A 5,051-nucleotide genomic window follows, 5' to 3' on the forward strand; every position below is an offset into this window, starting at 1 on the left:
CTCGGAGGTAACGGGTTCTTTGACGATTCAGGTATTGTTCGATCGGTTGTCAATCAATCACCTGATCCAACTTCAATAGTGGGAAACGGTCGATGTGTTTGGCGATCATGGCTTGGGCAGTTTGCTGGAAGAAGGTGGTCATGGAAAATCCCCTGAATGTCTTAAGTAGGAATTTAGGGGATTTTTGGGGAGATTTTGCAAAGGTCTCGGGCCGTCTGAAAAACCTTTCAGACGGCCTTTTTGTTTTTGAATATTGTAAGTGATTGAACTACTGAGAGAAACAGAATTTAGCAGGCTAAAATACTAGTGTTATGAATTTAACATAATATAAATTAATTTCCTTTTCCCTATTCTTCTACAAATTCCGCTGTTTTGTTCCTATATGTCAAATGAGAATTAATGATACTCTAGAGAGTGTGCTCATAGTACTCCAATTTTTAGTATAAAATCAATAGGTTTTAAGAGAGATTTGGCTGTAACTCTACCACTTAATTATTGAGTAATGGAATAGTGCTTCTACTATACTAAGTACCTCCAACTTCTTTGAGATAAGTACCTTAGCAGTTTGAGACCTTTGCAAAATTCCTTTTCCCCCGACAGTTGAAACCCAAACACAGGTTTTCGGCTGTTTTTGTTTCAAATATCCACTGATTCTACTCAAATACCCCCTTAATCCTTCTTGGATACCTGATTAATCAGGCATCCAACCGCCTTTTAGGCAGCAACAGGCGCACTTAGCCTGTTGGCGGCTTTCAAAAGGTTCAAACACATCGCCGTCAGATGGCTTTGTGCACTCACTTTGAGCAGACCAAAATAGGCTGCCCGCGCATAGCGGAATTTACAGTGTAACGTACCGAAGCTTTGTTCGACCACATAACGGGTCTTCGACAAATATCGGTTACGCTTCGTTTGAGCTTCCGCCAGCGGACGGTTGCGGCAGGCTTTTCGCATTATGTGGGGAAAATTAGATGGAAATTATTGGTGTGGGTAAGGGTGGGAAGGGTTTACCTGTTGAGGCCGTCTGAAAAGTATAGACTGCCGAAGCCGCTTTGTTCGGCGATGCGTTCTATCGGCAAATCCGTATTTTCCAACAAACCCTGTACCTGCCATAGCCGCTCTGTGGTGAGCCACTCACCGAAGTTCATGCCTGTGGCTTGAGAAAAATGGCGGATAAAGGTTCAGCGGGAAACGGTTAATTTGTTTTTACGCCCAAGCGGTTCAGTGCGTCAATGGCGGGCTGGGAAACATGGTCGCCGCGTGCGGCGGATTTTTGATACCAGCGCACGGCTTGGGTCATGTCTTTTGCCGTGCCAATGCCGTTTTCGTAACAATAGCCCAGCCAGTATTGCCCCGTGATGTCGCCCGCTTCGGCTGCCTGCGTGAAGTAGGCGAAAGCGGTTTGCGCATTTTGGGCGACGCCTTCGCCGTTCAGATACATCAGACCCAGATAACGCGGCGCTTTCATATGCCCCGCCTGCTGCGCCTGCTCAAAATAGCGTTTGGCGTGTCGGTAATCGTGCTTCTAATACAGGGCGATGCCTTCGTCCAGCAGGGCTTTTGCCTGTTCGTTTTGATGCGGAACGGCGGAGCATGCGGTGAGAAGGGCGGAGATGGCAAGCGCCGATAGTTTGGATTTCATGGGCGTTTCTTTAAGAGTGGGGGAAAGGATAGTTTAGGAATATCATGCAGTTACAGCAATCGACAAGTGCAGGCTGCTTTTATGCTTTTAAGCAGCCTTCATTTTGCTGCGCAAAAACGCAATAAAACATTTTGTTTTTGCCGGCAACAGCCGCGTGGCAGTTAGGGCGTAAATGGGGATGCTCTGTCCTTTCCAGTCAGGCAGTATATGTTTCAAACGACCTGAGGCTTCGTATTGTGCTGCCATTTTTGCCGATATAAAGGCAACCCCCAAGCCATGCGCAGCCATGCGTGCCAGCATGCCTATGCTGTTTACGGCATAGGGCGATTGCGCGGTGATGAGTACGGTTTCTCCTGCCGTATTTAGCAAGGTCCAATTTGAGGTCGTCTGAAAACGTAGGCAGTCGGCAGCGGGTAAATCCTGCGGGGTTTGCGGCTCGCCGTGTTTGGCAAGATAGCTTGGAGAAGCATAGAGATAACATTCGTCATGTATCAGCACTGTGGAGATATAACCTGAATCTGGCTGTTCTCCCGCGCGGATGACCAAATCGAACGGCTCACCAATCAAATCCACTTTACGCGGGGTAACATCCATTTCCAGCTTGATTTCAGGGTATTGCGCGGCAAATTCGGGGAGTAGGGGCGCAAGAAATTCATACGAAAAATCAACAGGGAGCGACACACGCAGCACGCCGTACGGACGCACCAGCATCCCGCTTAGCTCGTCATGAATCCGTCGCGCTTCTTCCATAATAGGCTTGACCCGCTCGAAATAACGCCTACCGGCTTCGGTCAGCTCAACCCGCCGGGTCGTGCGGTTCAAAAGCTGTAAACCCAGCTGCTTTTCCAATTCGCCGACTCTGCGTGATAACGTTGATTGCGGCATCCCCAGTTTCGCGGCTGCTTTGCTAAATCCCTTGGCTTCCGCCACTTCGGCAAATAACGCCATTTCGTTTAAATAATCCATTGATAGTTGTCTATTGCTGATTTTAGGTAACCTATTATATCTAAAAATGGATAAGTATTATCTATAAAACCATATTTATCTGAAAAGCAATCTTCTCCTACAATACGTTTCATGACATCTCAACTGCACTTTAAGGAGTAAAAAAATGTATAAGCCCTTTAATTCCCAAGATTCTGTAATGCTTTTAGTCGACCACCAAGTTGGCACTATGAGTTGGGTCGGTTCAATTTCATTTGAAGAAATGAAACGCAATGCGTTGATGCTTGCTAAAACTGCGGCAATATTGGGAATTCCTACTGTTTTAACTTCCAGCATGGAAGAGCACGCCCAAGGCCCATTGTTGTCAGAACTTGAACAGATTTTGCCTAAAGAGTTTGCTAACCGTGTTAAACGTGCGGGTGTTGTAAATGCAATGGCTGATGAAAATTTTGCTGCTGCTGTCAAAGCCGCAGCGGGTAATCGCAAACGTATTATCATCGCCGGGGTAACCAATGATGTCTGCACCGTATATCCGACATTGACCCTTTTGGAAATGGGTTACGAAGTGCAAGTAGTTGCCGATGCGGGCGGCTCTCCAACCAAAATGGCCGATGAATCCTCACTGCGCCGCATGGATAAAGCGGGTGCAACCATTACCAGCACCAACCAGCTCATTGCCGAACTGGCACAGACCTGGGCTGATGAAAACGGACAAAAACTCTTACAGGTGATTGCCGAAGCTTTGCAAGCATAAATCGTAAATTGTGTAAAAGCAGCCTGCACTTTGAAAATTTGAAGTGCAGGCTGCTTTTGGGCTTTCAGGTAGTCTTTTGGCTGTGCAGAAACTCAGTTTCCTTTGGAAACTTCGTTGAAGCTGCGCTTTCAGACGACCTGAAAAGCGGGAATTCGTTTCATCGGCCATGATTCCGTTGTCCAAACGCGTTCGAATTCTTCGGCGAAACCGTGTTGCGCGGCGTAGGTTTGCAGTTGTTGCAGCCAAGTCTTTGGGGCGATGTCGGCGGCAGCGCGGGTGGTGTGCAGCAGGTAGGGGCGGGTATCGAAAGCTTGGACGATGTGCTGGCTGACGGCGTTTAAGGCTTGGGGATTGTGGTCAGATTGCCGCTGTATTGTTCCAGCGCGGCGTTGAGCGATTGGTAGTGCATGGAGCATCCTTTGAAAGGCGTTCAGCGATAACTGATGACGATCATCGTACTGCCGTCTTTATTGTGGTAGTACGCGCCCGCATTGCCCCATGTAAATCGACGGCACTTGCCTGCTGCCGATGTTTCAATGGAGCAAGGGGCATCGCCCAGCTGTTTATCCAGCCATCGATCAAATTGTTTTCTGCGTTGCAATTCGCGCTCCTCCGACCATGCTGCCCAGCTGTTGTCCTCGCCTATCGGGCAGAAGAATATGGATAAGCGCTCCAGCCGTTGCTGCTCGGATTGGGCGGTAAGGGTGTATTGTTCGGAATGTTTGGTAAATGACAAACCGAAAAATGTTATTCCCGCTTGCAGATGATTCGGGGTGGATTTTGGGAAGCATGCAATCCAGTCATCAAGCGTGGGGTGTGCAGTGATGGCCTTGCCGTCCGGCAGAATGATGCTGCCGTTTTCAGGGTTTATCTTCATCGGTTTGAATTTCCAAATATAGTTTTCAGACGACCTGAAACCGTATTCATACCCATGTCCGTTTTATCACACCTTTAAGCCGCACGATTGCTCATTTTAGCAACAACCGTCCCTGTCTCGACAAATTCAAAGTAGCCAGTAACAGCAACATAACCAAGCCGGAGCCTGCGGTGGCAAGGAAATAGCCTAAAAAAGTAAATGCTGTTCGGCAATAAAATGGAAACCGCAGCCCGTCTTGCATTTGCTGAAATTCAAGCCTCGAAAATTAAAGTGGCGGTACTGGCAATTAATGAGAGTGCGCGGTACAAAATCAGCTCGAACAGCGGTAAATCGATTTCGTGCTGGTTACAAAAGAAGAATGATGAATGCTAATGATAGGTATGATAAATTTCCCTTTATGGTCTGTAAATAGCGTGTAAGTGAATGCACTTTTAAAAGATGCAGTAAAAAGGCATAATTTAAGCTCTCATATTTGTTTTAGGAGCAAAAGATGAATATTTTATTATTGGATGGCGGTAAAAATTTTGGCCATTCACATGGCGAGTTGAACCACACACTTCATAAAAAAGCGAAAGAAGTTTTGACCGCACTTGAACACAATGTAAAAGAAACCGTGATTGATGCTGACTATGATGTTGAAGCAGAAATCGAAAAATTCTTATGGATGGATGCCGTGATTTGGCAGATGCCAGGCTGGTGGATGCACGAACCTTGGACAGTGAAAAAATACATAGACGAAGTATTAACCGCTGGACACGGCAAGCTTTACCATAGTGATGGCCGCCATCGTGTCAATCCAACCGAAGGCTACGGCACAGGTGGTTTGTTGCAAGGCA

General features: G+C 47.1%; 8 protein-coding genes and 1 pseudogene. 3 read left to right on the forward strand and 6 right to left on the reverse strand.

Annotated elements, in window-relative coordinates:
• Positions 1-714 precede the first annotated feature (714 nt).
• The 4 genes and pseudogenes from HMPREF2952_RS09625 to HMPREF2952_RS09635 form a co-directional block, all read right to left on the reverse strand.
• Positions 715-954: pseudogene (locus HMPREF2952_RS09625) on the reverse strand (transposase); the annotation flags it as partial.
• Positions 955-1,004: 50 nt separating this feature from the next.
• Positions 1,005-1,172, reverse strand: a complete 168-nt coding sequence (locus HMPREF2952_RS11080) for a helix-turn-helix domain-containing protein (protein WP_283120707.1) — start codon at positions 1,170-1,172, stop codon at positions 1,005-1,007.
• Between the two features lie 20 nt (positions 1,173-1,192).
• The gene (locus HMPREF2952_RS11550) at positions 1,193-1,465 is read right to left on the reverse strand and encodes a tetratricopeptide repeat protein (RefSeq protein WP_263336333.1); all 273 of its coding nucleotides are present in this window, start codon (positions 1,463-1,465) and stop codon (positions 1,193-1,195) included.
• A 261-nt stretch (positions 1,466-1,726) separates the two neighbouring features.
• Complete coding sequence (locus HMPREF2952_RS09635; RefSeq protein WP_070695609.1) at positions 1,727-2,605, reverse strand: LysR family transcriptional regulator; 879 nt, start codon at positions 2,603-2,605, stop codon at positions 1,727-1,729.
• A gap of 145 nt (positions 2,606-2,750) precedes the next feature.
• Here HMPREF2952_RS09635 and HMPREF2952_RS09640 point away from each other — a divergent pair, with 145 nt between their 5' ends.
• Complete coding sequence (locus tag HMPREF2952_RS09640; RefSeq protein ID WP_070695610.1) at positions 2,751-3,338, forward strand: isochorismatase family protein; 588 nt, start codon at positions 2,751-2,753, stop codon at positions 3,336-3,338.
• A 128-nt stretch (positions 3,339-3,466) separates the two neighbouring features.
• Here the strand turns inward: HMPREF2952_RS09640 and HMPREF2952_RS09645 are convergent, their stop codons facing one another.
• Positions 3,467-3,754, reverse strand: coding sequence for a hypothetical protein (locus HMPREF2952_RS09645; protein ID WP_070695611.1), 288 nt, complete (start codon positions 3,752-3,754; stop codon positions 3,467-3,469).
• A 14-nt stretch (positions 3,755-3,768) separates the two neighbouring features.
• The gene (locus HMPREF2952_RS09650) at positions 3,769-4,215 is read right to left on the reverse strand and encodes a hypothetical protein (RefSeq protein ID WP_070695612.1); all 447 of its coding nucleotides are present in this window, start codon (positions 4,213-4,215) and stop codon (positions 3,769-3,771) included.
• A gap of 216 nt (positions 4,216-4,431) precedes the next feature.
• On the opposite strand from HMPREF2952_RS09650, the gene HMPREF2952_RS11350 reads away from it, so the two are divergent.
• On the forward strand, positions 4,432-4,587 hold the full coding sequence (locus tag HMPREF2952_RS11350) for a hypothetical protein (protein WP_168165182.1): 156 nt from the start codon (positions 4,432-4,434) through the stop codon (positions 4,585-4,587).
• Positions 4,588-4,705: 118 nt separating this feature from the next.
• The coding region (locus tag HMPREF2952_RS09655) for an NAD(P)H-dependent oxidoreductase (protein WP_210398401.1) at positions 4,706-5,051 on the forward strand (346 nt) is incomplete at its 3' end.

It is taken from the genome of Neisseria sp. HMSC068C12, assembly GCF_001814095.1.
GTDB lineage: Bacteria > Pseudomonadota > Gammaproteobacteria > Burkholderiales > Neisseriaceae > Neisseria > Neisseria perflava.